The 26,230-nt window shown below is 69.3% G+C and carries 24 protein-coding genes; 13 read left to right on the forward strand and 11 right to left on the reverse strand.

Annotated elements, in window-relative coordinates:
* The first annotated feature begins 114 nt into the window (after positions 1–114).
* Together LAJ19_RS02900 and LAJ19_RS02905 are read left to right on the forward strand one after the other, a co-directional pair.
* On the forward strand, positions 115–366 hold the full coding sequence (locus LAJ19_RS02900) for a PqqD family protein (RefSeq protein ID WP_225476820.1): 252 nt from the start codon (positions 115–117) through the stop codon (positions 364–366).
* Positions 363–1,253, forward strand: a complete 891-nt coding sequence (locus tag LAJ19_RS02905; protein WP_225476821.1) for a hypothetical protein — start codon at positions 363–365, stop codon at positions 1,251–1,253. The genes LAJ19_RS02900 and LAJ19_RS02905 overlap by 4 nt, the downstream gene beginning before the upstream one ends.
* Here the strand turns inward: LAJ19_RS02905 and LAJ19_RS02910 are convergent.
* Together LAJ19_RS02910 and hslO are read right to left on the reverse strand one after the other, a co-directional pair.
* The gene (locus tag LAJ19_RS02910) at positions 1,192–2,532 is read right to left on the reverse strand and encodes a nucleotidyltransferase family protein (protein ID WP_225476822.1); all 1,341 of its coding nucleotides are present in this window, start codon (positions 2,530–2,532) and stop codon (positions 1,192–1,194) included. The genes LAJ19_RS02905 and LAJ19_RS02910 overlap by 62 nt on opposite strands.
* A gap of 35 nt (positions 2,533–2,567) precedes the next feature.
* Positions 2,568–3,476: an Hsp33 family molecular chaperone HslO gene (gene hslO, locus LAJ19_RS02915; protein ID WP_225476823.1), complete on the reverse strand. Its 909-nt coding sequence runs from the start codon at positions 3,474–3,476 to the stop codon at positions 2,568–2,570.
* A gap of 382 nt (positions 3,477–3,858) precedes the next feature.
* Here hslO and LAJ19_RS02920 point away from each other — a divergent pair, with 382 nt between their 5' ends.
* From LAJ19_RS02920 to LAJ19_RS02930, 3 genes are all read left to right on the forward strand, one after another.
* Complete coding sequence (locus LAJ19_RS02920; protein ID WP_225476824.1) at positions 3,859–5,601, forward strand: ABC transporter substrate-binding protein; 1,743 nt, start codon at positions 3,859–3,861, stop codon at positions 5,599–5,601.
* A 75-nt stretch (positions 5,602–5,676) separates the two neighbouring features.
* Positions 5,677–6,363, forward strand: coding sequence for a response regulator (locus LAJ19_RS02925; protein WP_225476825.1), 687 nt, complete (start codon positions 5,677–5,679; stop codon positions 6,361–6,363).
* A 16-nt stretch (positions 6,364–6,379) separates the two neighbouring features.
* Positions 6,380–9,280 carry a sensor histidine kinase gene (locus tag LAJ19_RS02930; RefSeq protein WP_432804225.1) on the forward strand — a complete coding sequence of 967 codons (2,901 nt, stop codon included), beginning with the start codon at positions 6,380–6,382 and terminating at the stop codon, positions 9,278–9,280.
* Between the two features lie 15 nt (positions 9,281–9,295).
* Here the strand turns inward: LAJ19_RS02930 and LAJ19_RS02935 are convergent, their stop codons facing one another.
* Both LAJ19_RS02935 and LAJ19_RS02940 read right to left on the reverse strand, forming a co-directional pair.
* Positions 9,296–9,847, reverse strand: coding sequence for a VOC family protein (locus tag LAJ19_RS02935; RefSeq protein ID WP_225476826.1), 552 nt, complete (start codon positions 9,845–9,847; stop codon positions 9,296–9,298).
* Between the two features lie 29 nt (positions 9,848–9,876).
* Positions 9,877–10,899, reverse strand: a complete 1,023-nt coding sequence (locus tag LAJ19_RS02940; protein ID WP_225476827.1) for a YkoP family protein — start codon at positions 10,897–10,899, stop codon at positions 9,877–9,879.
* A gap of 197 nt (positions 10,900–11,096) precedes the next feature.
* On the opposite strand from LAJ19_RS02940, the gene LAJ19_RS02945 reads away from it, so the two are divergent.
* A complete protein-coding gene (locus LAJ19_RS02945; protein WP_225476828.1) occupies positions 11,097–12,278 on the forward strand; it encodes a glycosyltransferase in 1,182 nt (393 codons plus the stop codon).
* On the opposite strand, the gene LAJ19_RS02950 is transcribed toward LAJ19_RS02945, so the two are convergent.
* A complete protein-coding gene (locus LAJ19_RS02950) occupies positions 12,238–12,912 on the reverse strand; it encodes a glycosyltransferase family 2 protein (protein WP_225476829.1) in 675 nt (224 codons plus the stop codon). The two genes, LAJ19_RS02945 and LAJ19_RS02950, sit on opposite strands and share 41 nt — an antisense overlap.
* Positions 12,913–12,962: 50 nt before the next feature.
* On the opposite strand from LAJ19_RS02950, the gene LAJ19_RS02955 reads away from it, so the two are divergent.
* Together LAJ19_RS02955 and LAJ19_RS02960 are read left to right on the forward strand one after the other, a co-directional pair.
* Positions 12,963–14,174 (forward strand): MFS transporter, encoded by a 1,212-nt coding sequence (locus LAJ19_RS02955; protein WP_225476830.1) that lies wholly within the window; start codon positions 12,963–12,965, stop codon positions 14,172–14,174.
* A gap of 86 nt (positions 14,175–14,260) precedes the next feature.
* Positions 14,261–14,881 carry a polysaccharide deacetylase family protein gene (locus tag LAJ19_RS02960; protein ID WP_349774837.1) on the forward strand — a complete coding sequence of 207 codons (621 nt, stop codon included), beginning with the start codon at positions 14,261–14,263 and terminating at the stop codon, positions 14,879–14,881.
* Between the two features lie 82 nt (positions 14,882–14,963).
* Here LAJ19_RS02960 and recR read toward each other — a convergent pair whose 3' ends face one another.
* From recR to LAJ19_RS02980, 4 genes are all read right to left on the reverse strand, one after another.
* Positions 14,964–15,569, reverse strand: a complete 606-nt coding sequence (gene recR, locus LAJ19_RS02965; protein ID WP_225476831.1) for a recombination mediator RecR — start codon at positions 15,567–15,569, stop codon at positions 14,964–14,966.
* 97 nt (positions 15,570–15,666) lie between these two features.
* Entirely contained in the window at positions 15,667–15,957 is a 291-nt protein-coding gene (locus LAJ19_RS02970) for a YbaB/EbfC family nucleoid-associated protein (protein ID WP_225476832.1), read from the reverse strand.
* A gap of 150 nt (positions 15,958–16,107) precedes the next feature.
* Positions 16,108–16,785 carry an NUDIX hydrolase gene (locus tag LAJ19_RS02975; protein WP_225476833.1) on the reverse strand — a complete coding sequence of 226 codons (678 nt, stop codon included), beginning with the start codon at positions 16,783–16,785 and terminating at the stop codon, positions 16,108–16,110.
* 97 nt (positions 16,786–16,882) lie between these two features.
* On the reverse strand, positions 16,883–18,871 hold the full coding sequence (locus LAJ19_RS02980; protein ID WP_225476834.1) for an amylo-alpha-1,6-glucosidase: 1,989 nt from the start codon (positions 18,869–18,871) through the stop codon (positions 16,883–16,885).
* 123 nt (positions 18,872–18,994) lie between these two features.
* On the opposite strand from LAJ19_RS02980, the gene infC reads away from it, so the two are divergent.
* Positions 18,995–19,597, forward strand: a complete 603-nt coding sequence (gene infC, locus LAJ19_RS02985) for a translation initiation factor IF-3 (RefSeq protein WP_225477935.1) — start codon at positions 18,995–18,997, stop codon at positions 19,595–19,597.
* Between the two features lie 129 nt (positions 19,598–19,726).
* A complete protein-coding gene (locus tag LAJ19_RS02990) occupies positions 19,727–19,972 on the forward strand; it encodes a glutaredoxin domain-containing protein (protein WP_225476835.1) in 246 nt (81 codons plus the stop codon).
* Between the two features lie 61 nt (positions 19,973–20,033).
* On the opposite strand, the gene LAJ19_RS02995 is transcribed toward LAJ19_RS02990, so the two are convergent.
* On the reverse strand, positions 20,034–21,077 hold the full coding sequence (locus tag LAJ19_RS02995; protein ID WP_225476836.1) for a metallophosphoesterase: 1,044 nt from the start codon (positions 21,075–21,077) through the stop codon (positions 20,034–20,036).
* Between the two features lie 53 nt (positions 21,078–21,130).
* Between LAJ19_RS02995 and LAJ19_RS03000 the strand changes: the two genes are divergently transcribed.
* Positions 21,131–21,574: a DUF805 domain-containing protein gene (locus LAJ19_RS03000; protein WP_225476837.1), complete on the forward strand. Its 444-nt coding sequence runs from the start codon at positions 21,131–21,133 to the stop codon at positions 21,572–21,574.
* A 265-nt stretch (positions 21,575–21,839) separates the two neighbouring features.
* Here LAJ19_RS03000 and LAJ19_RS22020 read toward each other — a convergent pair whose 3' ends face one another.
* A complete protein-coding gene (locus LAJ19_RS22020; RefSeq protein WP_432804233.1) occupies positions 21,840–21,935 on the reverse strand; it encodes a phosphotransferase in 96 nt (31 codons plus the stop codon).
* 636 nt (positions 21,936–22,571) lie between these two features.
* Between LAJ19_RS22020 and LAJ19_RS03005 the strand changes: the two genes are divergently transcribed.
* A complete protein-coding gene (locus LAJ19_RS03005) occupies positions 22,572–23,186 on the forward strand; it encodes a hypothetical protein (protein ID WP_225476838.1) in 615 nt (204 codons plus the stop codon).
* A 646-nt stretch (positions 23,187–23,832) separates the two neighbouring features.
* Entirely contained in the window at positions 23,833–25,782 is a 1,950-nt protein-coding gene (gene thrS / locus LAJ19_RS03010; protein ID WP_225476839.1) for a threonine--tRNA ligase, read from the forward strand.
* The last annotated feature ends 448 nt before the right edge of the window (positions 25,783–26,230 follow it).

A 26,230-nucleotide genomic window follows, 5' to 3' on the forward strand; every position in this document is an offset into this window, starting at 1 on the left:
GAATGAGGTGATGCGTGCATGACTATCTCGCGCAACAGTCAGCCTAGTGTGCTTCATTGCTGTAACTCTCTGAGTATCAGAATTGGATAGGCAGGCATCCCCTAGCCTGGGGTTATGTGGACCACGGCGGATGATGTACTGGAAACTGATCTGGACGACGAGCTGATCCTGATGCATGCTGCGCAGGCGGAGATGTTCAGTCTGAATGCCAGCGGCCGCCTGCTGTGGCGTGCCCTGCCGGCAAGCACCGAAGCTCTGGGCGCGCTGCTGCGCGGCACCTATGGGCTGAGCCCGGAGCAGGCCGCGCAGGACGTAAACGCCTGGCTGAGCGACCTCGGCGGGCGGGGGTTGCTGCGCTCCACATGACGCTGCGCAGTCTTGACGCCTCCCTGCACGCCCCCGGCCTGTCTGAAGCGGACCGCGCCGTGCTGACGCACGACTGGGCCTTTGCAGCCCCCGGGCCCGGCCGCGACATTCAGGTCTCACGCGGCCCTCTGCCGCCTGAACCCGCTGGGCTGGCGCAACCGGTGGCGCTGCCGGAGCGGACGCTGCCCGTGATCGTGCGCGGGCATGACCTCTGGATTGCCGGGCAGCTGCACGTGAATGTGCACGCAGGCCTCATCACGTGTGCCCGGGAGACCACCGACCGGGACGTCTGGGTGCTGGCCCTTACGGAACTGCACCGCGCTGCCGGCTGGCTGCCCCTGCACGCCGCGCTGATCGGCGCGGCCGATGAGGCGCGCGGCGTGCTGGTCACTGGACCCAGCGGCGCCGGAAAAAGCACCGCCTGCCTGCGCCTGCGCGCCCACGGCCTCCGTGTTCTCGCCGAGGACCGCGTCTGGTGGACGCCTGGCGGGCCGGTGACCGGCATGGACCGGACGCTGCGCGCCCACCGTGACAGCGTGGACCGGTTTGCCCCGCACCTCACGGCCGCGCTGCCTGAGCTGCCCCGCGACGTGCATGGCAAGTTCATGCTGCCCCTTTCCCCTGGCGGGGCAGCGGCCCTTCAGGCGGTGCTGATGCTGGGGTCCGGCGAGACGCCCAGCGGCCCGCGGCGGGTTCAGCTGGCCTGGGAGATGACCGGCGTGCCCCTCACGGCGCTGGGCCGGCAGGCGACCGCGACCGGCATTCAGGCCCTGCTGCGCCAGTCCGCCTGGCAGGCTGTCCGCCGCGATCAGGTGCCGGCCAGGGTCATGGCGCTGCTCGCGGAGCGTCCGGGTATTGAAACAGCACCCGGAACGTCTGCCGGTTAAATGGCTGCCCGTAGAGATCCATGGGCCCCAGGTGGTCTTCCACCCAGGCGTGCCCGACCGGACCGCCCGGGGAGCGGGCCACTCCGCTGACAAACACGGCGGGGTGCCCCGCCCGGCGTAATCCCCGGTACGTGGCATACGCCAGTGGAACGCACACCCCGTTCCGGTACTGGCGCGGGTGCAGCAGCCGGGTGACGACGCGGCGCGCAGCGAGGACCGGGTCCTGCTGAGGCGGCCCCAGCGGCCGGGGCACGCCGGGCGGGGTGGCCCGGCGCAGGTGCGTTCTCGGATCACCGCCGCGCCGCACGGTCCAGACCGCCCACAGGGCGTCCGCGAAGGCAGCGGGCAGGTGAGGCAGCACCTGCGCTACGCGCTTGAACCGGTTCAGCGGCCCGGGGTGCACACGCACCCGGTCGGCGCCCGCCGCGCGCCGCAGGACCGGCCGGGTGTGCTCCACGCGGACTTCCAGGTGGTGCGGGTCGCAGAGGACCTGAAAGGCCCTCCAGGTGTGCCGTGCGCCCAGGCGGAAGGCGTGGGCGTCGAGCTCAGCGGCTGTGCACCCGGACGCCTGGCGCAGCCGTGCCAGGTCCAGGCTGTCTGCCGGTTTCAGGCCCCCCAGATCTCCTCCCCAGCAGCGGGAGATCATCAGGGTCAGCAGCAACTCATCGCGGGGATCGGGGCGCAGCACACGGACGCCGTCCCAGTCCACCGTGCGCGAACGCTGCCACAGGCCGGCGGTGAGGTGCGCGGCGCGCGCGCGGCCCACGAACAGCGGACTGACCAGCCAGCGGTGAACGTCGACCCGCGCCGCGCCGGCCGGGCTGAACAGGTGCGCGCTTTCATGCCGCCAGTGTGCCGGGGTCAGGTGCTGGCCGTCGTTACGCCAGCCCAGGTCCGCGGCGATCTGAACGGCGCGCTGCACCACGCTGGGGTCTGGGGGGAGCAGCAGGTCCACGTCGCCGTAGAAGCGTTCTCCACGGGTGCCGTACATGAACTCGCTCAGCGCGAAACCCTTGAACAGCAGGGCAGGGATGCCCTGCTCGGCCCAGGCGGTCAGGAGGGGCCGGAGCTCCGAGCGGATCTGCTGATGCCGCAGGGCAAGCGCCAGCGCGTCTGCGCGCAGCGCAGCGCGCCACGGGTGCCCGTGCGGCAGCCGGGCGCGCACCGCGCCGCCCAGCCCGGCACGCCGCACCGCTGGCAGCAGATCGTCCGTGAGTGCGTCCGGGGCCAGCGTAAGGGCCCGGGTGAGCGCGGTGAGATCAGCAGGAGGCAGGGGCATGGGCCTTCAGGGTAGTGGCTGAGCGGCGCGGACGGTCAGGCGCGGGCGTGCTGGGCCTGTTCGTCCAGTGCGGCGATCTCGTCCGGGCTGAGCTGGTAGTGCTCGCCGCACCAGTGACACACGATTTCCTGCCCGCCTGAGTCGATCATGTCCTGCCGTTCCTGCGCGGTGAAGAATTTCAGGCTGTCGGCCGCGCGGCTGCGGGAGCAGCGGCACTCGAAGCGTGCGCCCTGCGCGTCGGGCGCCAGGGTGATGTCCAGGCCGTCCATGGCGCGGTGAATGGCTTCCAGCAGCCCGCCGCGGCGCAGGTTGTCGGTGATCTGGCCCATGGCGCGGATGTTCGCTTCGAGTTTCCCGAGCGTTTCGTCCGTCACGCCGGGCATCGCCTGGATCAGCAGGCCGCCCGCGTGGGCGACGCGGCCCCCTTCCTCGTACACCCCGAGCAGCACGGCGTTCGGAATCTGCTCGGAGACGCCCAGGTACGTGCTGATGTCCTCGGCAATCTCACCGCTGACGAGGTGGGCGCTGCCGGTGTACGGCTCGCCGTTGTCGAGGAGGCGCGTGACGTTGATCTCCCCCTGGGTGCCCACGATGCCGCGCACGTCCAGCTTGCCGTCACTTTCCCTCAGGGGCAGGTCGGCGTCTGGGTGACGCACGTAGCCCCGGACGCGGCCGTCGGCGCTGCCTTCCGCAACGATCCAGCCGACAGGCCCGTCGCCTTCCACGCGGATATTCACGCGGCTGTCGGTTTTCTTGCCCAGCACCACGGCCAGCAGGGCGCTGGCGGTCAGGGTGCGGCCCAGGGCGGCCGTGGCAGTCTTGGACAGGTGATGGCGCACACGGGCGTCCTCCACGAGCCGGCTGGAGTCCATGCCGACCAGGCGCAGGGTTCCCCCGGCGGCCGTGCCGCGCAGGAGGAAGGAGTCAGGCAGCGAAGCAGTCATCCCGCTACCTTAGCCGGATCAGGTCCGGTGGGCTGTGGGTGGCCTCTCATTCGGCAGGCCAGGAATGCTCCTCCTGCGGCTCGCCGAGGACGACCATAAAGTGTGGAATTTCTCTCACTGGATTGGGGCGGAAAATGCCGTCCCAGCCGCGTCCCCCACGCAGAGACAGACCGGTAAAAAAGGCCTGCTGGGCAATGGAGTACCTTCAGGGTTCTGGCGGGAGGCCCTCATCCGGAATTCCTAGCATGAGAGGTCACGACGACCCGGTGAACCGGAGGACAGTGCACTTCCCGCCACAGGACCGTTGCCCCCATCCCGTCCCCAAGGACGGTGCCGCCCTGTCTGGCGCGGCGCTGCCCCCGAAACCGTTTCAAGGAGAAGCATGAACAACAAGACCCTCAGCGCCGTGGCCCTCGCCACGCTGGCCCTGACCCTGGCCGCCTGCAACAAACAGGGTGGGAAAGGTGCCAGCAGCACCCTCGTCATTCAGCAGTCCGCGGATATTCCCACCCTCGACCCCGGCACCACGTACGACACCTCCAGCGGCCAGATCGTGGAGAACATCTACGAGACGCTGCTCGGCTACCAGGGCAACGACATCGAGAAACTCGTTCCCGTGCTTGCCACCGAATGGAAGGAAAGCAGCGGCGGCAAGGCATACCGCTTCACGCTGCGTGACGGCGTGAAATTCCACTCCGGCAACACCATGAGCTGCGCCGACGCGGAGTACACCTTCCGCCGCAACCTCGTGACGAACACCGGCGACAGCGGCAACTGGTTCCTGTCCGAGAGCCTGCTGGGCACCGCCAGCAACGCCAGCGACGACAAGAGCATCACCTGGGCGAAGATCAGCAGCGCCGTGCGCTGCGACGGCGACACCCTGGTCTTCACGCTGCCGGGCGTGGACCCCGCGTTCCTGTCCAAACTGGCCTACACCGGCCAGGGCATCGTGGACAGCGCCCACGCCAAGAAAATTGGCGAGTGGGACGGCACCGAAGCCACCTGGAAGGACTGGGTCGGCAAGGACATCATGGGCAGCCAGCTGTCGCAGAAGCCCAGCGGCACCGGCGCGTACAAACTGGTCAGCCGCGAGGCGAACGCCATGACCCTCACCGCCTTTGAAGGGTACTGGGGTGAGGACAAGCCTAAGATTCAGAATGTGATCCTGCAGAAGGTCCCGGAGCAGGCCGCCCGCATCCAGGCGTTCCTGAAGGGCGACGCGGACTTCATTGAGGAAGGCGGCCGCTCGATCATCAGCACGCAGCTGAAGGACAAGCCTGGCGTGGCCGTCCTGGACGACCTGCCCAACACCTCCGCGTCCGGCATTGCCATGAACCAGAACATCGCCGAGGGCGGCGCGCTCGGCAGCGGCAAGCTCGACGGGCAGGGCATTCCCGCCAACTTCTTCAGTGACGCCGACGTGCGCCGCGGCTTCGTGGCGGCCTTCGACGTGCCCACGTACATCGAGCAGGTTCAGGAAGGCAAGGGCCAGGCCCGCAACTTCCTGTTGCCCGACTCGTTTCCCGGCTACGACACGAACCTGGAAGCGGCGCAGTTCGACCCGGAGGTCGCCAAGGCTGCGTTCCAGCGCGCGTGGGGCGGCGAGGTCTGGGAGAACGGCTTCACCGTCAACATCTCCTACCGCGCTGGCGCGCAGGCCCAGCAGACCGCCATGGAACTGCTGAAGAAGAACATCGAATCCCTGAACCCGAAGTTCAAGGTGAACATCGTCGCCAAGGAATGGAGTGAGCTGATCAAGGCAGAGAACACCCCGAAAGAAGCCATGATCGTTTCCGGCTGGGCGCCGGATTACGCCGACCCAGACAACTTCGTGTCCACCTTCTACTCCTCGACCGGGTACTACCAGCCGCGCATCAACGGCAAGGATGAGCAGATCGACACCTGGATCAAGCAGGCGCGCAGCACCACCAGCACAGAGCGCCGCAACGAACTGTACGCCCAGGTCGCCAAACGCGCGCTGGAGCAGGCGTACTACATCATCCTGCCCTCCAGCCCCACGGTGTTCACGTACCGTGACGACATCGAGGGCGTGAGCGAAGAGGCCTTCAACCCGATGATGTCCTTCACGGCCGGGACCTTCTGGAAGAACCTCAGCAAGAAGTAACCGTCCGCCTGCTTCACTCCCGCCCCGGCCGTGCGGCCGGGGCGGTCTGCTGTTGAGGCGGGCTATCCTGCACCCATGCTTGACGCCGAAACCATCGCCGCCGGAACCGCGCGCCCCATCACGCTGCTGCTCGTGGACGACCACCCGGTCGTGCGCAAGGGCACCCGTGAACTGCTGGAAAGCGAAACGGACCTGCGCGTGGTGGGCGAGGCCAGCAGCGGCGAGGAAGCGATCCTGCGGGCACGGGAACTCACGCCGGACGTCATCCTGATGGACGTCAGCATGCCCGGCATGAACGGCATTGACGCCACGCGCGCCATCAAGGCCGAGCGGCCCGGCGTAGGCGTGCTGGTCCTCACCAGCTACGACGATGACGCGTACGTGTTCGCGCTGCTGGAAGCCGGCGCCGCCGGCTACCTGCTGAAAAACGCCAGTGAGGACGACCTGCTCGGCGCCGTGCGCGCCGTGGCCGCCGGGGAAAGTGCCCTGCACCCCAGCGTGGCCCGCAAGGTCCTGGAGCGCTTCAGCACCCACACGACGCCCACGCCCCCTGAAGACGACCTGAGTCCCCGGGAACTGGAAGTGCTGCGCGTCGCCGCCACCGGACGCACCAACAAGGAGATCGCCCGGGATCTCGACATCAGCCCCCGCACGGTGCAGGTGCACCTGGCGAACATCTTCAGCAAACTGGGTGTCGGCAGCCGCACGGAAGCGGTGCTGTACGGCATCAAGCGCGGCTGGATCGACCCGAAGAACCTGTAACCGCTCAGGCCTGACCGTGACCCCCCAGGTGCCCGCGCTTCTCCCGCCGTTCCCGCCTGCGCTGTCGCAGGCAGGCAACGTTGCGCAGTTCGCGCGGGCGCTCGCCGAGTACGCCTGCCAGACGCTGCGCGCGCACGGCGTGCGGGTCTGGGTGGTGCAGGACGCGCAGCTGAGCCCCGCCGCGGAGGAAGGCCGCGGGCTGGCCCTCAGTGACGGCACGCTGGCGCACGAGGCGCTCACGGTGGGGACGCTGCTCGAAGACGGCATGCTGGCCGCCCTGCCCTTCGGGTGCGGGGTTCTGGAAGCCGTGGGCGCCGCGCCCGAGGGGCTGCGCGCCCTGGCCGGCGCGGCGCCCCTGCTGACCCTGGCGGTTGAGGGCGTGCAGGCCAGGGAAGCCCGGCGGGGGCACGGCCGCATCGCGGAAACCGTGGAAGGCCTTGTGCGGCGCCTGGGCGGCAGCCTGGACCTGCCGGAGGTGCTGACCGTCACCGCGCAGAGTGCGGCCCTGGCCCTGGGGTTCCGGCGGGCGTTCGTGGCGCTGTTCAGCGAACTGCGCGAGGGCGGCGCCCGCACCGGTGAGGTGTTCACGTACGGGTTCACCGAGGAGTTCAAGGGTGGCATCGGGGTGGGCCCCGTCACGTTCGAGGCGCTGGTGCGCCGCGGGGAGGCCATCCGCTTCGAGCGGGGCCGGGACGCGCAGTCCCCTCTGGCACGCGGCCTCGCGGAACTCGACCCGGCCGCGGCGGTCATCGCGCCCCTCTCCGCGCGTGGGCAGGCGCTCGGGCTGCTTTACGTGGACACGCAGCAGGCCGGCGCCTCGGCCAGTGAGGACGACGCGCGGCTGGTGCTGGCCCTGGCCGAGCAGGCCTCACTCGCCATCGACAACGCCCGGCTGTACGGCATCGAAACCCGCAAACGGGAGGCGGCCGAGGCGCTGCGCGAGGCGGGCGCGGCGCTGGCGGGCAGCCTGCACCTGAGCGATACGCTGGCGCGCGTGCTCGAACGCGCCGTCAGCCTCTTTCACGCTGACGCCGCCGCCGTGTACGAACGGCAGCCGGACGGCCGGACCGTGAACATCCGCTCCGCGGTGGGCCTGCCCAGCGAATACATGCTGCGCGTGCGCGCCAAGGTGGGGCTGGGTGTCACCGGGCGCGCCATTGCGAACTGCGAACCCGTCGCGGCGCGGGATCTCACCACCGAGCATTACGGCGGCAGCAGCCGCTACACCCGGCAGCTGCTGGCCGGGGGCCGCTACCCGTACCGGGGCGTGATCAGTCTGCCGCTCGTCACGCGCGCGGGCGTGTTCGGGGCGCTCACCCTGTATTGGGAAGCGCCGCTGCCGCTGGACGCCGATGACCTGGCGCTCGCGGCCGTGTTCGCCTCCCAGGCGGGGCTCGCCATTGAGAACGCCCGCCTGTACGAGGAGGAACTGCGCCGTGAGAACGAGGCGGGCCTGCTGCTGAACGTCGCCCGCGTGCTGGGCGACGACCAGGGTGACGCCGCGCTGGCCGACGCGGCCCGGCTGGTCACGCACGCCATGAACGCCGCGCGCGGCCTGATCGCGCTGACCGACGATGCCGGCAGTTTCACGCGCTGCGCCACGTACAACCTGCACGTCCCGGACCCCGCTGACCTGAGCGCCCTGGCCGCGCAGCTGGGCCGCGGCCCGCGCGCCCTGACGCGCCGCTACACCCTGCCGACGGCCGGGTCCGGGCTGATCGTGCCGCTGCGGCCAGACTCCGGAACGCGCGCCGAGGCGCCCCTGCTGGGCCTGCTGTACCTGGATGACCCCAGCACCGACGCGCCCGGCGAGCACCTGCTGGCCCTGGCGCGCAGCGTGGCCGACCAGATCACCCAGACCCTCACGCGCGAGCGGCTGCTGGCGGCACTGGAACGGCAGGAGGCCCGCTACCGGCAGCTGGCCGAGGGCGCGCACGACCTGATCATCAGCACCGATGCGGACGGCGTGATCACCTACGCCAACCCGGCGGCCGGAACACTGCTCGAACCCCTGACCGGACCGCTGCCAGGCGCGAACCTGCTGGAACTGCCCACCCGGGAGACCCGCGCGGCCCTGCGCGGCGCATGGAGTGCCGCGCGGCGCGCTTCCCGCGGCAGCCGCGCCGAGATCCAGATCGGCCCGTACCGCCTGGAACTCCGCGTGGGGGTCGTGGACGGCGGGCGCAGCGTCCTCACCGTGGGGCGCGACCTTTCGGAACTGCAGACGCTGGCTGACGAGATCGCGCGCCGCGGGCAGGCGCTGGAAGCCGCCACGAGCCGCACCGTGGAAATGCGGTCGTTCCTGACGCTGTTCACGCAGGCGCAGGAGGAGGAACGCCGGCGCATCAGCCGCGAACTGCACGACGACACCGCCCAGGTCCTGACCGCCACCACCCGCCGCGTGGCGCGGCTCGCGCGGGACCTGAACGGCGAGCAGAAAACGCGCGCCGACGACATCCTGGGGGACCTGAACGCCGCGATCGACGGCGTGCGCCGCTTCGCGCGCAACCTGCGCCCCAGCGTGCTCGACGACCTGGGCCTCCTGCCCGCCCTGGAGTGGCTGGCCACGCAGGCCGCCACGCCCACCCGCCTGGAGGTCAGCGGCGCCGAACGCCGCCTGGACTCCGCCACCGAACTCACGCTCTTCCGCCTGGCGCAGGAGGCCCTGAACAACGTGGACAAGCACGCCGGCGCGCACTCCGCGGCAATTCGCGTGGCGTTCCAGGCGGGGCACGTGCAGGTGGCCGTCACCGACGACGGGCGGGGGTTCACGCCGGATCAGGCGCAGGCGCGCGCGCAGGCCGGGCACCTGGGCTTGACCGGCCTGCGCGAGCGCGTGGCCCTCACGGGCGGCACGCTGGACGTCCACAGCCACCCCGGGGAGGGCACCACCCTGACGTTCACGATTCCCGGCTGACGCGGGCGCCCCCCGTCAGGACCGGGGGCGGCGCGGGCCGATCAGGGTCTCGATGGCGTCGGCGAGGTGCTCGGCCGTGATGTGCTCATCGCCCCGCTCGACGCGCAGTTCGTACGCGCGGCGCAGCACGTCCGCGTCCCGGAACCCCTCCGGCGTCTGGAACTTGTAGCAGGCGAGTTCAACCTTCATGCCGTTCGGATCCCGGAAGTAGATGGAGTCCATGAACCCCCGGTCGCGTTCAAGCACCTCAATGCCGCGGGCGCGCAGCCGCGCCGGCGCCTGCTGGAAGGTGGCGCGCGACACGTTGAACGCCAGGTGCTCCGCCGTTCCCGGCTCCCGAGGTGCGGGCCGGCCCGCGTCCTGGCGCCCCTCGTCCGTGAAGACCGTCAGCAGGCGGCCGTCGCCCGGATCAAAGTACAGGTGATTTTCCGCCGGGTTGCCCAGGTTCGGTTGCTCGAACACGAACGGCATGCCCAGCACGCCCTCCCAGAAGTCGAGGGCACTCTGACGTGTGGACCCCACGATGGTGATGTGATGAACGCCCTGCACCTGAATCCGGTGTGCCATGCCGCGAGCGTAAACCGAAACGGGCGGCGTCAACCGTAACGGGCCAGGAACTCCTCCCGGGGCAGCCACGCCATCTTCGGTGTGTCCTGACTGGGCGAGCGGGTGGTGCCGTACGCCACGCGCAGCAGCCGGAACCCCAGGCCGTACAGGCGCGCCCGGGCAGGCGGCAGGTCCAGCAGGGTGAACCCCGCCTGTTCCAGCGGACCGTGAAACAACGTCACCGCGAACACCGCCTGGGCGCCCAGCAGTTCCGGGCGCTGCTGCAGCGCGGCGCCCACGTCCCGGAGGCTGCGCAGGTACGCCCGGTACGCCCCCAGCGCGCCGCGCGACGCCAGGCCCACGATGCGCGGCGAGTGCAGGTGCAGCTCCGCCGTGGGCGTTCCCGGCGGCAGGGGCAGCGGCGCCGGCGCGTGATCCAGCGGCGCCACACGCATAACCGCGTCCGCCCGCTGCGCCAGGTCAATCACCCGGTGCTGCCGTGCAAAGCGATCCTCCACCAGCCGGGTGTAGCCGCGCAGCAGCAGGTCCCGGCCCGTTCCGGGGCGCAGGTCCGGCACGTCCCGCACCGGCACCGGGCGGTACCCCAGGCGCTTGAGGTCGGCGAGGCGCCCGGCCAGTTGCTCGGGCGGGACCTGCAGCAGGGCACCCGGCGCAGCTGCGGGCGGTGCCACCGGCAGGGCGTGCAGGCCGCGCCGGCCCAGGGCGCGCAGTCCGGTCAGGTGCTCCGGGGTGCTCCAGGTGCGGACGGGCTGCCCGGCACTGACCTCCAGGGCGGCCACGCCGTCCGGGCGGCCGTGACCCCCCACCTCGTGCTCCGGGTGGGCGCGCAGCAGCGGCCCGCACGTGGAGGCCAGGGTGGGGGAGAGCAGCAGCGTGGCCCGCACGCCCGCCCCCGCGAGGGTTTCGAGCACCGCGCTCAGGGTGGCCGCGTCCCGTACGGGAATGCTCAGGCCCACGCGGGGATCGCCGGGGTGACCGCCCTGCCACGCGCCCCACGCGCCTGCGTGCAGGGCGGCCCGGGTCACTGCGGCGGATATGGAGGCGCTGAGCATGGCTCTGACTGTAGCGCCGTTACCCCCGCATGCCCCACAAGCATGAGGCCCGGACGTGAGCTGGGCGGCGTGTCAGGCTGGCGTTCTGACCCTACTCTCATGTCTGGCGTCGTATGCTCCTGTCTAGTGATGCTTCAGGATTCCTTAAACTTTCTCCGGGGCCGCGTCACCCTGCCCCTGGCCGGCAGGGCCGCCGCATGAAGCCGCTGCGCATCGGGCTGTTCACGGACACGTTCCTGCCCGATCAGAACGGCATCGTCACCAGCGTCGGGCTCCTGAGCGATGAGCTGCGCGCCCAGGGGCACCACGTGGACGTCGTGGCCCCGGACTTCCCGGAGCACGTGGATACCCGCGCGGACGTCGTGCGGGTCGAGAGTGTCCGTTACATGTTCCTGCCCACGTACCGCCTCGCGTGGCCCACCCGCAAGGACTTCACGCAGAAATACGACGTGGTGCACACGCACACGCCCCTGACACTGGGCATGGCCGGCGCCCGACTGGCCCGCAAGTGGAACGTACCGCACGTCGCCACGTACCACACGCACATCGAGGCGTACACTCACTACGTGCCCGGCATGACGACCCTGCAGCGCCACACCGGCGTCGTCACCCGCGCCATGCGCCTGCTGTACGGCCGCGCGGACGCCGTGATCACCCCCACCGCCGGCATGATGGACGTGCTGCGCGCCATGCGCGTCAACCACCCGGTCGTGATTCCCACCAGCATCGACCCGCGTGTCCTGAAGGCCGCGCCGCCCGTCGGGAACCCCTGGCCGGCCGGGAAACGCCGGGTGCTCAGTGTGGGCCGGCTCGCCCGCGAGAAACGCTTCGATCACGTGCTTGACACCCTGCCCGGCCTGCCTGACGCCCACCTCGTGATTCTGGGCGAGGGGCCCGAACGCGACCACCTGGAAGCGCACGCGCAGCGCATCGGGGTGGCCGACCGCGTCACGTTCCTGGGCGTGCGCCCCTGGACGGAGATCGGCGCGTACTACCGCCTGGCGGAACTGTTCCTGTTCGCCAGCGACACCGAAACGCAGGGGCTCGTGCTGCAGGAGGCGCAGCTGATGGGCGTGCCCGTCGTGGCTGTCGGCGCGCGCGGCACCCTCAGCGGCGTCGCCCACGAACGCAGCGGCTACCTCGTCAACCCCGCCGACGTGAACGCCCTGACCCACCACGCCCGGCAGGTCCTGGCCGACCCCGCTCTGTGGGCGCGTCTTTCCGCCGGTGCCCGCACCTTCGGCGCGAGCACCACCCCTGCGGGCGTGGCCCAGCAGGTTCTCGACGTGTACAGCCACGCGCTGGGCATGCCCCGCGAGATCGCGTTTCCTGCCGACGCTAGCAGTCTTCCTCGAAGTACCCTCGCGTATGACCAGTGATGTTGCGCAGATGCTGCCACAAAAACGGCACTGCGCCCCGCTCCAGGCGGCGGGCACTGGTCTCCACCAGCGCGCCGCGCACGTAGGCGACCTCACCCACCCGCGCGAGCTGCTCGCCCAGCAGCACGTCCTCGTACGCCTCCACATCCGGGTACCCGCCCACGAGCAGCGCCGCCTGACGCGAGAAGGCCATGTTCGCGCCCGCCAGGTTCGGCCGGCCGGTCAGCCGCGCGCCGTGCAGGAACGCGCTGTACGCTCCGCCCGACAGCACCGACCAGTGCCGCGCCACCCCGGTAAAGCGCATGGGCCCGTACAGGGCCACGCGGCCCGGCGTGCCCCCCGAAAGGGCCTCCAGCCACCCGGGCACCGGAAGCGAATCCGCGTCCGTGGTCGCCACCCAGTCCGTGCGGGCGGCCTCCAGGCCCAGCTGGCGCGTGCGCGCCACCCCGGGCTCCAGGCAATTCAGAACGCGTGCACCCCACGCCTGAGCGATACTCACCGTGTGATCACGGCTGCCATTGTCCACCACAATCACTTCCGCCGGGCGCTCCGTCTGCAGCTCAAGTGCCCGCAGGGTCAGGGGCAGGTACTTCGCCTCGTTGCGGGCCGGAATGACAACTGTGAACGCGGGCACCGTATCAACCTAGCAGGAGTCCCGTCCCGCCCGCATCAGGAGTGCGCCACTTGACCCTCCGCGCGCGCCTGCCCATGCAGCCCGGCACCCTGCGGGTGGTGATGATCGCCCTGCTGTCCCTGGCGGCGGCGGAATTCGTGCGCAGCGGCCTGTACCTCTCCTACCTGGGGCAGAGCGGCGCCGTGCAGGCCCAGCTGCGCCTCCCGGACGCCGCCGTGGGCCTCGCCTGGGCCACGCACATTGCCGCCGATACGCTCATGCGTGGCCCCGCAGGGCTGCTCATCGCCCGGCAGGGCCTGCGCACCGCCATGATTGCCGGCGCCACCCTGAGCCTGATCAGCGTGAGCCTGCTGCCCCTCGCGCACGGACCCGTGCCGCTGCTCCTGATTGCGGCGCTGCACGGCGTGGGGTTCAGCGTCGCGTGGCCGGGCGCCATGAACCTCACGGCCGACGTCACGCGCAGCGACGCCCAGGGCCGCACCCTCACCGCCGTGGGCATGCTCGTGACCCCCATGATCGGCCTGGGGTACTTCGTGTTTGGCTCCCTGCGGAGCGCGCCCCTGCAGACCACGTACCTGATCACCCTGGGGATGCTCGGCCTTTCACTGCTGGCCGCCGTGCTGCTGCCTGCCCGCGCCGTGCGCGGCCCGGCGCGCACCCCCCTGACCCGCGAGGGCCTGCGCCGCACCCTGCGCCGCGTGCGGCCGCTGCTGCCCGCCGCGCTGATGCAGACCGTCACCCTGTCGCTGTTCGGGCAGGTGCTGTACAAACTCGCCGACGCCCTGAAATTCCCGTACTGGCAGCTGATCAGTGTCCTGATCGTCGGGGGCGCCGTTGCCTTCGCGTGCCTGCCCATCATTGGCCGCATGGCCGACCGGGGCCGCGCGGTATTCACCCTCACCGCCGGGTACGCCCTGATCGCCGCAGGTATGGCCGGACTCGCCCTGGTGCCCCCCCTGTGGGCCATGTACCCGCTGGCGGCCGTGGTGGGCGTGGGTTTCGCCGGGGTGCAGCCCGGCTGGGCGGCCCTGGTCACCCGCACGCTGCCCGCCGCGGAACGCCCCACCGCCTGGGGTGCGCTGATGACCATGGAGAACACCGGCACCGCCGTGGGTCCCCTGCTGGGCGCCCTGGCGTTCACGCACCTGGGCGCCGGCGGTCCCTTCGCGCTGGGCGCCACGCTCGCCCTGATCACCACCACCTTCTATCTGCTGACCCGGCACGTCTTCGCGGCCGGGCAGCAGCCGGAGGCGGCCTCCTGAACCGCACGCTGCGGCGCCTGCTGCCCGCCCTGCTGCTGGCCCCCCTGCTGGCGGAACTGCTGGGCCGCGCCGCCGGGTGGGGCGCCCTGGGTGGCGGAGACCCCGACGGGCGGCGCGTGGCGCTCACCTTCGACGACGGCCCCAGCGCCCGCACATCAGAACTCCTCGCCGTTCTGGCCCGGCACGAGGCGCGCGCCACGTTCTTCGTGACCGCCCCCGCCTGCGCCGCGCACCCGGACGCCCTGCGTGCCCTGGAACACGCCGGGCACCGCCTGGAGGCGCACGGCCGCTGGCACCGTCACGCGCTGCTGCTGCTTCCCTGGCAGGAATGGGCGCAGGTTCGCTGGCACCCCCGCCCCGCGCAGCCGGGGCCGCTGCTGTACCGCCCGCCCTACGGCGGGCACAGTCCCCTGACCCGAGTGCTCGCGCGCCTCGCCGGCCGTCAGGTGGCCCTCTGGGACACCGAAGGACGCGACTGGACTGACGCCGACGCCACCACGCTGGCGGACTGGACGCTGGCGCGCGCGCGGCCGGGCAGCATCATCCTGCTGCATGACGGTCCGGCCGTCACGACTGACCTGCTGGAGCAGCTGCTCGCCGGTCTGCGGGCCCGCGGTCTGCACGCCGCGCCGCTGCATGAACTGCCGCCCCGGCGCATCACGCTCGCCCGAGGCCTGCGTCGTCTGCGCAGCAGTTACGGCGCCTGAACCGCCAGGGCGTCACGGCGCGCTCGGCCACGCACAAGGCCACGTCTCCATGAGGAAACGTGGACTTGTGTGGGGGTGAAGGTCAGCTGGGCGGTTTGCTGACGCGCTGACGGCCAGCCAGGGCCCGGCCCAGCGTCACCTCGTCGGCGTATTCCAGCGCGCCGCCCACCGGCAGGCCGTACGCGATGCGGCTCACGACCGCGCCCAGCGGCTCCAGCAGCCGCTGCAGGTACAGCGCCGTGGCGTCACCTTCCACGGTCGTGCCGGTCGCCAGGATCACCTCCTGGCCCTCCTGCACGCGCGGCAGCAGCGGACGAATATGCAGCTTGTCCGGCCCGACGCCGTTCATGGGACTCAGGACGCCGTGCAGCACGTGATACAGCCCGCGGTACTCGCCGCTGCGCTCAATGGCGATCACGTCTCCGGGTTCCTCGACCACGCAGATGATGGTCTGGTCCCGGGCGGGGTCGCTGCACACGTCGCAGCGCTCGGCGTCGGTGATGTTGAAACAGATGGGGCAGGTGTGCAGGTCGCGTTTGGCGTCCAGCAGCGCCCGGGAGAGCCGCTCGATATCCTCACGCGGCTGCTCGAACAGGTGGAAGGCAAGCCGCTGCGCGCTTTTCGGGCCGATGCCCGGCAGGCGGGACAGTTCGCGGATCAGGGCCACCAGGGAAGGCGGGTACTTCAAGAACACCTCGTCAGGTCAGGGCCAGCTGCGGCCGGCACAGAAGGGGTCGCCACACCCCGGTGGGCGCGGGTGTGTGGCCGGAAGGTCCGCTGGCGATTCAGAAGCCGGGGATGCCCAGACCGCGCGTGGCGTCCTGCTGCAGGGCCTCGGCTTTCGCGCCGGCGTCCTGCAGGGCCACGAGGATCAGGTCCTCGAGCGCCTCCACGTCGTCGGCGTCCACCGCTTCCGCCTTGATCTTCAGGCCCGTGACCTTACCGTGGCCGTTCATGGTCACGGTGACCAGCCCGCTGGCGCTGCCTTCGACCGACTGCGCGGCGAGGTCCTCCTGGATCTTGGAGGCGGCCATCTGCGCCTGCTGCATCTGCTTCATGAGCTTCTTCATGTCCATGCCCGCAGTCTACCGGGCGGGCGCGGCACAGAAGGTAGCGGCCGACCACAGGCGCTGGCGGCGTCGCGGGCGGCGTGTTCCGGCCGCGCCAGGGTGGTCCGGGCTGGCCGTCATGACGTGGAACAACCGCCGGGCCCTGGGCGGGTCCGGTTACAGCGCTGGCGTGCGGGTGCCTTTGGCGCGGCGGTACAGCTGGGCCGGTCGCCCGACGCCGCTGCGGCGTTCGCCGCTGGGGGTCAGGGTGCCCTGCGCCAGCAGGCGTTTGCGGAAGTTGCGTTTGTCGAGCTTGCGGTTGAGGATCGCCTCGTACACGCCCTGCAGTTCCGGCAGCGTGAAGGTGTCGGGCAGGAACTCCAGCGCAAGATTGGCGTATTCCAGGCGAAGCTGCAGCCGCGCGAGGGCGCGGTCCAGAATCGCCTGATGGTCGAAAGCGAGGCGGGGCGGCTGGTGGGCGGGCACCCACTCGGCCCCGAGGGTGTGCCCGCCGCCGCTGACGCGCACGGTGCCGTGGGGCAGCACGGCCAGGTGCGCGACGCTGACGATGCGGCCGCGCGGGTCGCGGTTCACCTCTCCGAACGTGAAGAACTGTTCGAGGTGGCGTGGTTCAAGCTCCACGGTGGTTTCGGTGCGCAGTTCGCGCAGGGCCGCCTCGTGCAGTTCCTCGCCGGGGTGCACAAACCCGCCGGGCAGGGCCCAGGCGCGGGCGTGGGGCAGCTGGCCGCGCTGCACAAGCAGGACGCGGAGCTCTCCGGCGTGCATGGCGAAGGCCGCGACGTCCACGGCCAGCCCAACCTGGGTGGCCTGTGGGGGCAGAGTGAGGCGGCTCATCCTGAAATGATGAGGTTTGTGTCACCGGTACGTCAAGTGGATAAGTGTCCTGACGGCGCGGCGTTTCAGCCCCCCCGCGCGTAATTCAGCCGGGGATTTACGTGCCCTCGGCCTGCGTGACCAGCACGTGGGCCCGCAGCAGCTCGGCCACGCTCCACGCCTGGAACGGGCACCCGCCCGGGCGCAGACTGCCGCCGCTGAACACCTCCGACACGTGCCCCAGCCCGGCTTCCCAGACATGCCCGAGCAGGCCGGTCAGGGCTTCGCGGGCGCGCGTCACCTCGCCCTGGCGGAGCAGCAGTTCCACGTGTGCGGTCAGCGGCCAGGGCCACACGGTGCCCTGGTGGTACGCCGCGTCCCGCTGCACCTGCGGCCCGCCGTAATTGCCACGGTACCGGGCGTCCAGCGGGGAGAGCGTGTGCAGGCCCACGGGCGTCAGCAGTTCGGCCTCCACCTGCGCGGCGGTGCGGGCCACCTGCTCCGGGGTGCTGGGCGTGTCCGGGAGGGCCAGCGCAATGGGCGCGTTCGGCCGGACGCTGAGGTCAGCCCCGCCGTTCTGACTGAGGGTGTCGGCGTACCCGGCACCGGCCCACAGCTGCGGGAAGCTGGCGCGGGCGCGGGCCAGAACAGCCGCAAACTGCGGCGCTTCGCCCAGCGCCCCGGCGAGGCGGGTTTCGGCCCCCAGCGCCGCCAGCCACAGGCCCTGCACCTCGATGGGTTTTCCGTGCCGGGGGGTCACCACCCAGCCTTCGATCTTCACGTCCATCCACGTGAGCTGCACGCCCGGTTCGCCCGCCAGCAGCAGGGCGTCGCTTTCGTCCATGCGGACGCCGTGGTCGGTGCCGCGCACGTGCCAGTCCAGCAGGGCCCGCAGTTGCGGCAGCGCCGTGCGGGCAAAGGACAGGTCGGAGGTCGCATGCACGTAACGGTCCAGGGCCACAGCCAGCCACAGGGCGCCGTCCACGGTGTTGTACCCGGCGCCGCCTCCGTCGTCGTGGAAGTTATTGGGGGTCAGGCCGCGCCGCAGGCTCGCCAGGAAGGTGCGCAGCAGGTCCCGGGCCTCCGCGTGCCGGCCGGTCAGAAGAGTGAGGCCGGTCAGGGCGATCATCGAGTCGCGGCCCCAGTCCGCGAACCAGGGGTACCCGGCGATCACGCTCACGCCCTGCGGCTGGGCGCGCTGCACCAGGTAGGCGTCCGCCGCGACCGCCAGCGTGCTCACAAGGTCATCGCGCACGCCGGTCGTGTCCTGCGCGAGGGTCGCGAGCGCCCGCCGGCGCTCCACCTCCTCATCCCAGGCCGCCCACGGGTCGGGGAGCGTCATGCCGTCTGTCGCCGGTGACTGCCCCCGGATCACCAGCGCCGCCCGGCCTCCGCCTGCCGGGAAACCCAGGGTCCACAGAGCGGCGCCCAGCGCGACCTCATGATCGGGTTCGCCGCGCGCCGCGTCATGCCGGTAGTACACCCGCTGCGGGAAGGGCCGCGGCGTCAGGGCCTGCACGGTGGCGGCCGGGGCGTGCACGGCCGCCACCGTGGTGCGTTCGCCCTGCACGGTCACCTCACCGGCACCGGGCCCCGCCTGCAAGTGCAGCGCCGGGATAGCCCTGTGCACGGCGTGCATGTCGCGGTCCACGAAGTACCCGCCGAGCGTGAGCGTGACGGGTTCGCGGCTGCTGACGTCATACAGGAACACCACGGCGCCCGATCCGCGGGGAGTGAAAGTGCGGCGGCGGACGCGCACGCCCGCGGCGAACTGCTCCCGTTCGGGCAGCAGGTCCCGCAGCGTCGCGCCGGTCAGGACTTCCAGACCCTGGCCCTCGAACACGTCCGGAGCGAGTTCCAGGGCGTGCAGCGCCACGTCACGGCCGCGGACGTGCAGAAGCTCGTGCGGCGCGACGAAATGGGTGTGCCGCTGCACGGGCGGCTGCTGGCTGACCACCAGGCCCGAGTAGCAGCGGGTGGGGACGCCCGCGAGACTGCTCAGGGCGAAGCCGCCCAGGCCGTCGGTCAGCAGGACCTCCAGGTCCGGGTGGCGGGCGCTCAGCGGCCCGAACGGGCGCGTGACGGGGAGGGCGGCGGAGCGCGTCATGCGGCTCAGCATGGCAGAAGGGCGCCCGGGCAGGCTGCCCGTGGTAGACTGGGGGGTATCGGCCTGCCCAGCGTGGCGGGTGAAGCCGCCCGGAGAGCCAGCGTGCCCCGGAGCGCGGCGGAGGTGATGAACATAGCGAAAGAACACAAGGTCAACGAGCAGATTCGCGTGCGCCAGATTCGACTGATCGGCGCGGAAGGCGAGCAGGTGGGCATTATCGACACGCGTGACGCCATGAACATGGCCCGCGAGGCCGGGATGGACCTGGTCATGGTCAGCCCACAGGCCGTTCCCCCCGTCTGCCGCCTGCTCGACTATGGCCGGTTCCGCTTCGAACAGCAGCAGAACGAGAAGGAAAACCGCAAGCGTGCCCGCGCGCAGGAAGTCAAGGCGATCAAGTTCCGCGTGAAGATTGACGCCCACGACTTCAACACCAAAACCGGGCACGTGCGCCGCTTCCTGGAAGAAGGGCACAAGGTCAAGGTCACCATCATGTTCCGCGGCCGCGAACGCACCCACCCGGAACTCGGGGAGCGCATTCTGGTGCGCGTCGCCGAGGTCCTGGCGGACATTGGCGCGCCCGAAGGCACCCCCAGCATGATGGGCATGGACATGAACATGATCATGACCCCCAAAGCGCCACCCGCGCCGAAAAAAGACCGTCCGGCTGACGAGGTGTCTGCCGAGGTGGCGGCCGAGGCCCCCGCCACGCCTGCCACGGCCTGAGCCGCTGCTCGCCTGTTCGGCCCACCCTGCAACTGGGGGTGGGCCGTTCTTTCTGGACACCACACACCACGCCAACGCTTTATTTTGTAAACTGAAGAGGTGGGCAACCCAGCCCACCCGGAGGTCCCCATGATCAAGATGTACACCACCAGCTGGTGCCCTGACTGCCACGCCGCCAAACGCGCCCTGACCAGCAAGGGCCTCACCTACGAGGAAATCAACATCGAGCAGGACGAGCAGGCCGCGCAGTACGTGATGAGCGTCAACGGCGGCAGGCGCAGCGTCCCCACCCTCGTTCACGGCGAGGTGGCCGCCAGCCTCAGCGGCTTTCGCCCCCAGAAGCTCGACGCCTTCCTGGCCCAGGCCGGCCTGTAAAACCCACCGAAAACGCCAGGGTGAGCGTTCTGGAGAGTCCAGCCCGCCCACCCTCGCGCTTTCACTTCAGGCTTTTGGTGAGGCGCGCCGCCTCACGCGCCGTCACCGTTCCATCCTCGCTCACCGTGTAGGCCCAGACCACCAGCGTTCCCGGCGTCACGTCAAGCCGCAGGAACCCCGGCGCGCTGAACGCAGAGAACGCCGCCGGCCGTGCGCCCACCGGGCCGCCTCCCACCTCGCCCGCCGCCCCCGACACCAGCGTCCACGTGCCGGGACACCCCGCCTGCGGCGCGAACACCTCCAGCGCATGAACGTGTCCGCTGAGCAGCGCGTCCGCCTGACCACACACCACGCCGTACAGCTCACGCACCGCGTCACCCCGCTGGAACGCGAACGGCAGCCCGTCATACGCGCCGGCGTCCCCATGCCGCCCATTGCTGAACAGAGGATGATGCCCCAGCACCAGCCGCCACCGCGCGCCGCTGCCCCGCACCGCGCCGGCCAGCCACGTCCGCTGCGCCGTGTCCCACGCGCCGCCCGGCCGCTCCTCCGGCCGGACCCCCGGCACATACGCCGCCAGGGGCGCCGTATCCACCGCGAAAAACTCCACCAGCGCCCCCACCGCAGCCCGGTACGTCCGCGCCGGCATCACCCACTGCGGATTCAGGTGCCCGTACGCCACCTGCGCCTCGGCACCCCGCGGGTCTGCACCGTCCCCCCCCACCTGCCACGACTCATCGTGATTCCCGGGAATCATCAGGAACGGCACCCCCAGCGGCCCGTACACGTCCGCAAAACGCTCCCGCAGCAGCGGCGAACCCGGGTCACGCGGTCCGGCCGGGTAGATGTTGTCCCCTAGCCCCACCCCCAGGTCGCAGCCTTCACGCGCGCACACCTGCCGCATGGCGGCTGCCACGCGCCGCTGCACTTCCGTGCCCGTGCCCTGATCCCCCATAACCAGAACCCGCAGGTGCTCTGTGGGCAGTGCCGGCAGCGTGGCCTGAACGTCCGGACCCGTGACCGCTCTGCTCGTTGCCGGAGCGCACGCTGCCAGTCCGGCCAGCAGCACCACGCCCAGCAGTCCCCGCCCCAAAGTTGGCATCATGCGTCTACTTTCTCTCCTAGACTGAGCTCACGCAAGGGAACAGGGAGAACCACATGAACGATTTTATTAATGTCATCCGCAACAACTACGCCAACTTCCAGGGCCGCGCCCGCCGCCGCGAGTACTGGATGTTCACGCTGATCTCCACGATCATTGCCATGGTCCTCAGCATTCCCGTCTATGGCGCCGCCATCGGCATGGCCGTCCAGGCCGACTCCACCGGCGCGCCCGGCGCGGGCTTCACCGGCATCACCCTGATCTTCAGCCTGCTGCTGCTGATCTACGCCCTCGCCGTGATGATCCCCAGCATCGCCGTGACCGTCCGCCGCCTCCACGACGCCGGTTTCAGCGGCTGGCTGTACCTGCTCAACCTGATCCCCGTGGGCAGTCTGGTTGTGCTGGTCCTGTGCATCCTGGACAGCAAACCCGGCGGCAACAAGTGGGGCCCCAACCCCAAAGGGATCTCCGACGGCCCCACGCCCGCCCAGAACTGGTAAGACATCGCCTCCAGCCGCCCCGCCCAGAGCGGGGCGGCTGCCGTTACCCCAGCAGGCCGGCACTCGCGACGGAATCCGCCGGTCTCCATCTTCCCCAAAGTTCGTGACCGTGTTCCGAACAAGCTGCGGCAGCAGCGCCCGGAAATCCCCCGTGGTGGTCTGCCGCAGCGAGCCCGGCCTCAGCACTGCGCGCCCCGCCACCACCGGCCGGGGTGCCACCCACGCCCGGCTGCGTCCGCAGGAAAAAGGCACTGATGGCCAGGCCTTAAGCCGGCAGCCCCAGGCCACTGTCATCAAAGTCAAACACGCTCAGTCGGCCCCGGCACCACCGCAGGTTCCCGCTATGCAGGTCCGCATACAGCTGACCAGCACCTCGCCCATCCTGTGCCGCGCTTTCAGCACCACGCTCAGGCTCACCGGCGTGCGGAACTCATCAGACTTCAGGTGGTCCCCCAGATTCATCATCGGACCGCGCATGGACAGCAGCGTCGTCCCCGGCGGAGCGCGGAACTCCGCGCGTGCTCATGCAACTGCGCCGCACCTCCCCCTACCGCAAACTCCTGCTCCGCCGGGCCGGTCCGATCCAGATTCGATCCGACAGCCACGAGAACAATGCCGCAGGCAATTCACGGCTCAGCGCGCGTCCTTCCACACGAAACTCACCAGCACTTCGTCCCGGCGAGGCTGCGGAACAGGCACGTTCAGCGGGGTCCCCCGGGTCAGCCCCGCCATTTCCGCCCCGCTCTGCGCAAGGCATTCACAGTCAGCCGCAACGCAAACCGCTCCCCTCCAGCGGTGTCGACACGGAACGTCGTGTTGTACCCGTGATTCAGCAGCGACAGGTCGCGCACCTCCAGCGGACCTCGCGCCTATCAGCAGGGAAGACCGGACGCGGCCGCCAGGCGTGCTGCCCATGCACAAGTGACCAAATGCTTGATTAGTGGCTTGTCAGCAATGGTTTTTCAGGTGCCTCGGCGGCGTTTATATAATGGGTTCGATGCCGAATGTGCCTTCGTCTGACCCGCTGACACCCATAAAAGGGTTTGTGAATGGTAAGCTGAATCCATCTGACTTTGCCGCCGCGCTGTACACCGATTCCGAACTTGAACAGCTCTTGCGCGACGCAAAATCCATACCCCCCTATTCGACATCCCAGGCAAACAACCTGTTCCAATTTCTTATCGAGCTGAACTTCACAAGGACACGTGATATTCGAAACGCGCAGGACGCGTTGTCTGCACTGCTCTCAGCTATGGGAGAGCCACACGCGAAGTCAGAGGCGCTCGCATCAAGAGCGCACCTTCTCCTGAACGTGCAACCGAAATGGCTGGATCTCGACGAAGATGACTTCAATCGTCTCGTTCAGGATGCGGGGAACCGACATGGCCAAGAGTTGAGGGCATGGTTAAAAGCCGAGGTCCGTCGGCGCTTCAGATACGTGTCGCATCCTCCAAAGTGGTTGCAGGCACCTCGCTGGCCTGTTCGCGAAGGCAATCCTCTCATTTTTGTCGGACAGCTGTCGTTGAACGGCCTGTTGCACGATAATGCTCAGGTGTACGTGTTTATGTGGAAGGGCACGGGAGAAATTGAAACTGTCGTCCAGACTGCATAACAATGCTCGGGATCCACACCACAAAACGACAGACCAAAGTTGACATGCCATTAGCCGCGAAGTCGGCAGAAGCAGCGTGTCTGCCAAACCTGGGCTGCACGCTCCCAGAACGACACTGCCCTTGCTACGCCGGTAAGGGAGCGGAGCCATTTCCCTCCGTCTGAGCAACTCGATCCCTGGAAAACGAACTCCCACCCGTCCAACGCGGATACGTATCTGGCTCAGCTGCACCAAGCGGGCCGAAGCAGTCGCTGGCACCTCTTCTGGATCATGGGGCATGGAGGACCAGACCGTCTGCCCGATCCACTGGAAGCGAGCCGCATTGACCCCGCAAGCCGCTCACAGGCTCCCTCGGGCAGGAACTCGCGGCCTGGTGCTGCGAACGGTGAGCCAGTTGGCGGGTTGCCGCGTGCGGCGGCGGGCAGTATCCTGCGTTCATGAAGCTTGCGCCCCGTCACTCCGGTCTGGTGATGCGAGGCAGTAAGCTGCACCGAATGCCTGCGCGGCCCGGTCTGAGCACCCGAACTCTGAGCGCCTGAGAACCCAGTAGCGGTTTTCAGGCGTTTCTCTGGGCTTGAGGCCAGACCGGGTCTGTTCTATTCACGGCCAGCAGCAGACAGCTGCGGCCAGTCACGAGAGGTTCACGATGCACGTCATTCTCCCTGATGGTAAACAACTCGAACTGAACGCCGGCGCGACCGCGCTGGACGCCGCAAAAGCCATCGGTCCGCGCCTCGCTCAGGACGCGCTGGCCGCCACCGCCAACGGCGACCTGGTGGACCTGATGACGCCCCTGCCCGACGGCGCGCGCATCACGCTGATCACCAAGAAAAACCCCGCAGACGCCGCGCCGCTGTTCCGGCACTCCCTCGGCCACGTGATGAGCCAGGCGGTCGGAGAGTACTACCAGGCCAAGGGGTACGGCGCGGACGTCGTCAAGCGCGGCGTGGGCCCCAGCATCGAGAACGGCTGGTACCAGGACTTCGATCTGCCGGAACCCCTGAAAGAGGAAGACCTGCCGGAAATCGAGCGGCTCATGCGGGACATCATCGCGCGCGGTCTCGACTTCCAGCGGCGCGAAGTGAGCAAAGAGGAAGGGCTGGCGCAGTTCCCGCACGATCCGTACAAGCAGGAACTCATTCAGGGCCTTCCTGAAGACGAGCCCATCACGTTCTACCAGCAGGGCGATTACGTGGACCTGTGCCGCGGTCCGCACTTCCCCAACACGGGCCGCCTGCCCGGCGCGTTCAAGCTGATGAGCACGTCCGGCGCGTACTGGCGCGGCAACGAGAAAAACCCCATTCTCCAGCGCGTTTACGGCGTGGCGTTCGCCACGCAGAAGGAACTGGACGACCACCTGCACGCCCTGGAAGAAGCCAGGCGGCGCGACCACCGCAAACTGGGCAAAGAACTGGAACTTTTCACGATTGACCCGCTGGTCGGCAAGGGCCTGCCCCTGTGGCTGCCGAACGGCACGGTGCTGCGCGAGGAACTGACCAGCTTCATGAAAGAGCAGCAGTTCCAGCGCGGCTACCAGGGAGTCATCACGCCGAACATCGGGAACCTGGACCTGTACCGCACGAGCGGACACTACGAGAAGTACGCCGACGGACAGTTCCGCCCGATTGAGGTGGATGACGAGGAGTACATGCTCAAACCCATGAACTGCCCGCATCACGTGCGGATCTACGCCAGCAAACCGCGCTCGTACCGCGACCTGCCGGTGCGACTCGCGGAGTTCGGCACGGTCTACCGCTACGAGCAGAGCGGCGAACTGAACGGCCTGACCCGCGTGCGGGGGTTCACGCAGGACGACGCCCACCTGTTCGTGCGGCCCGACCAGCTGAAAAAAGAATTCCTGGACGTGCTGAGCCTTACGGTGCTCGTCCTGAAGACCTTCGGCATGAACGAGGTGCGGTTCCGCGTCGGCACCCGCGACCCCGAAAGCGACAAGTACGTCGGTGACGAGGGCAACTGGGACCTTGCGGAACGCCAGATTATCGAGGCGGTCGAGGAAGTGGGGCTGCCGTACACCATCGAACCCGGTGACGCCGCCTTCTACGGGCCGAAACTGGACTTCGTGGTGAAGGACGTCCTGGGCCGGGAGTGGCAGCTGGGCACCATTCAGGTGGATTACAACCTTCCTGAACGCTTCGACATCAGTTACGTCGGTGAGGACGGCCAGGATCACCGCCCGATCATGATTCACCGCGCGCCCTTCGGCAGCATTGAGCGTTTCACCGGCATCCTGATCGAGCATTACGCCGGGGACTTCCCGCTGTGGCTCGCGCCGCGCCAGATCATGATCATTCCCATCGCCGACCGGCACAACGAGTACGCCTGGGCCCTGCGTGAAGAGCTGCACGCCGCGGGCCTGCGCGCCGAGGTGGACGACTCCAGCAACCGCATGAACGCGAAGGTTCGCACCGCTGAACTGAGCAAGATTCCCGTCATGCTTATCGTCGGGGACAAGGAACAGGAAGGCCGCGAGGTCAGCGTCCGCGAACGGACCCCTGAAGGACATAAGGAACGCAAGGGCATTGCCTTTAACGACCTCAAGAGCGAACTGCTCGAACGGTACAAGAACCGCGCGTAACAGGAGCGGAACAATCGAGCGTCCGGTCATGGTGACCGGGCGTCTTTTTTTTTTTGCATACGCCCCGATTTTCAGAGGCACAGGGAGAATGAGCTGAACAACTTGATCGCACGAAGCCACCCGCACTGCCGGGTCAGACTGGTGGCCTTGACTGCCGGGCCTGTAGGTCGGAGGTCATGTGGATGGGGGCACCGGAGGGTGATTCAGACCAAGATGAGTTGGCAGCTGCACTCATCCGGTTGTCTGGGCGGGCAGAAGTCAGCGTAGCGACCAGCCCCTGACTCGTGCCGCCAAGAAGCTCTGTCAGGCTGACGTCGACCACAAAGATGGCCCGGCCAGCAGCGCGGCGGGTCATTCCGCGGTGGAGCAGACTTGTGACCTGCAGAGAGGGTCGAGTCCCTTTGCCCCAAAGCCAGCAGGACGGAGCTGCCAGTCATCCTCTGATGAC

The organism is Deinococcus taeanensis (genome assembly GCF_020229735.1).
GTDB classification, from domain to species: domain Bacteria; phylum Deinococcota; class Deinococci; order Deinococcales; family Deinococcaceae; genus Deinococcus; species Deinococcus taeanensis.

Bases quoted from the DNA above. Each gene is read 5' to 3' on its own strand.
- LAJ19_RS02990 (WP_225476835.1), top strand. From the start codon at position 19,727: ATGATCAAGATGTACACCACCAGCTGGTGCCCTGACTGCCACGCCGCC.
- LAJ19_RS02900 (WP_225476820.1), top strand. From the start codon at position 115: ATGTGGACCACGGCGGATGATGTACTGGAAACTGATCTGGACGACGAG.
- LAJ19_RS02995 (WP_225476836.1), bottom strand. From the start codon at position 21,077: ATGATGCCAACTTTGGGGCGGGGACTGCTGGGCGTGGTGCTGCTGGCC.
- LAJ19_RS02935 (WP_225476826.1), bottom strand. From the start codon at position 9,847: ATGGCACACCGGATTCAGGTGCAGGGCGTTCATCACATCACCATCGTG.
- hslO (WP_225476823.1), bottom strand. From the start codon at position 3,476: ATGACTGCTTCGCTGCCTGACTCCTTCCTCCTGCGCGGCACGGCCGCC.
- LAJ19_RS02920 (WP_225476824.1), top strand. From the start codon at position 3,859: ATGAACAACAAGACCCTCAGCGCCGTGGCCCTCGCCACGCTGGCCCTG.
- LAJ19_RS02905 (WP_225476821.1), top strand. From the start codon at position 363: ATGACGCTGCGCAGTCTTGACGCCTCCCTGCACGCCCCCGGCCTGTCT.
- LAJ19_RS02945 (WP_225476828.1), top strand. From the start codon at position 11,097: ATGAAGCCGCTGCGCATCGGGCTGTTCACGGACACGTTCCTGCCCGAT.
- LAJ19_RS02970 (WP_225476832.1), bottom strand. From the start codon at position 15,957: ATGGACATGAAGAAGCTCATGAAGCAGATGCAGCAGGCGCAGATGGCC.
- thrS (WP_225476839.1), top strand. From the start codon at position 23,833: ATGCACGTCATTCTCCCTGATGGTAAACAACTCGAACTGAACGCCGGC.
- LAJ19_RS02910 (WP_225476822.1), bottom strand. From the start codon at position 2,532: ATGCCCCTGCCTCCTGCTGATCTCACCGCGCTCACCCGGGCCCTTACG.
- LAJ19_RS02940 (WP_225476827.1), bottom strand. From the start codon at position 10,899: ATGCTCAGCGCCTCCATATCCGCCGCAGTGACCCGGGCCGCCCTGCAC.
- LAJ19_RS03005 (WP_225476838.1), top strand. From the start codon at position 22,572: ATGCCGAATGTGCCTTCGTCTGACCCGCTGACACCCATAAAAGGGTTT.
- LAJ19_RS02975 (WP_225476833.1), bottom strand. From the start codon at position 16,785: ATGAGCCGCCTCACTCTGCCCCCACAGGCCACCCAGGTTGGGCTGGCC.
- LAJ19_RS03000 (WP_225476837.1), top strand. From the start codon at position 21,131: ATGAACGATTTTATTAATGTCATCCGCAACAACTACGCCAACTTCCAG.
- LAJ19_RS02980 (WP_225476834.1), bottom strand. From the start codon at position 18,871: ATGACGCGCTCCGCCGCCCTCCCCGTCACGCGCCCGTTCGGGCCGCTG.
- LAJ19_RS02925 (WP_225476825.1), top strand. From the start codon at position 5,677: ATGCTTGACGCCGAAACCATCGCCGCCGGAACCGCGCGCCCCATCACG.